This window comes from Xanthomonas albilineans (genome assembly GCF_002939705.1).
GTDB classification, from domain to species: Bacteria; Pseudomonadota; Gammaproteobacteria; order Xanthomonadales; family Xanthomonadaceae; genus Xanthomonas_A; species Xanthomonas_A albilineans.
The window spans coordinates 1-841 of record NZ_MDCB01000079.1 but is presented as its reverse complement, the minus strand read 5'-3'; the positions used below and the strand labels follow the sequence as shown (position 1 = coordinate 841).

1 protein-coding gene is annotated in these 841 nt (G+C 62.9%); it reads left to right on the top strand.

The window, feature by feature from the left end; all coding sequences use genetic code 11:
* A partial coding sequence (locus XalbCFBP2523_RS15810) for a condensation domain-containing protein (RefSeq protein ID WP_045766892.1) occupies positions 1-841 on the top strand: 841 nt, incomplete at both ends.

Genomic DNA, 841 nt, shown 5'->3' with positions numbered 1-841 from the left:
CACAAGCGCTGCAACGTGCGCTGGATCGCATCGTGGCCCGGCATGCGTCGCTGCGCACGACCTTCGCGTTGATCGATGGGCAGGCATTGCAGCGGGTCGCGGCCGAAGACAGCGGCTTCCAGTTGATCACTCACGACCTGTGCGATGTGCAAGATCGCGAGACCGCATTGGAACGGTTATTGGCCGAGGAGGCGCAAGCGCCCTTCGCGCTGGAACGCGGTCCGTTGATCCGTGGCGTACTGGTACAGCTCGCCCAGGACGAATACGTTTTCTTCGTGACCATGCACCACATCGTCTCGGATGGGTGGTCGATGGGGATCTTGATCAACGAGCTGAGCGTGTTGTATCGGGCGTTTGCCCGTGGGGAAGCCGATCCGCTACCGCCGTTGCCGATCCAGTACGCCGATTATGCGAGCTGGCAGCGGCAATGGTTGACAGGCGATGTGTTGCAGCAGCAGGCCAATTACTGGCGCGAGGCACTGTCCGGTGCGCCGGTGCTGCTGGAACTGCCGACGGATCGTCCGCGTCCGGCGCGGCAGGAGCATGCCGGCGCGATGTTGGAAGTGGTCGTGGAGCCACAGCAGGCGCAGGCGCTGAAGGAACTCAGCCAGCGGCATGGGCTGACGCTGTATATGACGCTCCTGGCGAGTTGGGCGTTGCTGTTATCGCGCTTGTCTGGACAGGACGATGTGGTGATCGGCAGCCCGGTGGCCAATCGTGGTCGGTCGGAGACCGAAGGGCTGATCGGATTCTTCGTGAACACGCTGGCGTTGCGGGTGGAGGTGTCGGGTTCACCGACGCTGGCGCAACTGTTGGCGTCTGTGAAAGAACGTGCGCTGCA